The organism is Streptomyces sp. SID14436 (assembly GCF_010548465.1).
Taxonomy (GTDB): Bacteria; Actinomycetota; Actinomycetes; order Streptomycetales; family Streptomycetaceae; genus Streptomyces.
The window spans coordinates 1-623 of the sequence record NZ_JAAGMD010000804.1 but is presented as its reverse complement, the minus strand read 5'-3'; the positions used below and the strand labels follow the sequence as shown (position 1 = coordinate 623).

Sequence of the window (623 nt, the reverse complement as noted above, 5' to 3'; positions counted from 1 at the left end):
GCCGCCGAGCGGGTCCTCGCCCGCTGGCGCGGCCCCCGGCACCGGCTGGACGACTCGCTGTGCCTGGAGCTGCCCGCCGTGCCGATGGCCGGGCTGGTCGCCCGGCTGCCGTCGGGGAAGTCGCAGCAGCGGGTGCGGGCCAAGCTCCGCAAGCTGGACCGGCTGGGCGTCCAGCGGCACGTGGTCCCGCCGGACGGGGTGGACGCGGCGCTGGCCCGGCTGCTGGAGCTGCACCGGCTCCAGTGGGCGGGCCGGCGGGTCACCCCGGAGCACCTGCGCCCGCGGTTCCGCGCCCACCTGGCGGGCGCCGTCGGCCCGATGGTGCGGGCCGGGGACGCGGTGGTCACCGAGTTCCGCCTGGACGGGGAGGTGGTCGCCGTGGACGTGACGCTGATGTCGCCGCAGGTCGCGGGCGGCTACCTGTACGGCGCGCATCCGCGGCTGCGGGAACTGCGGGCGGACGTGGCGGTGATGCTGCTCGACGCGTGCACCACGCACACCAAGGACGGTGCCCACGCCACGCTGAGCCTGCTGCGCGGCGACGAGCCGTACAAGCACCACTGGCGGCCCGAGCCGGTGGTGAACGGCCGGCTGCTGCTCGCCCGGCGGCGCACCGCGCCGCT

1 protein-coding gene is annotated in these 623 nt (G+C 77.5%); it reads left to right on the top strand.

What is annotated here, in order from left to right:
• On the top strand, positions 1 to 623 hold a 623-nt coding region (locus tag G3I53_RS29165; protein WP_164438947.1), incomplete at both ends, for a GNAT family N-acetyltransferase.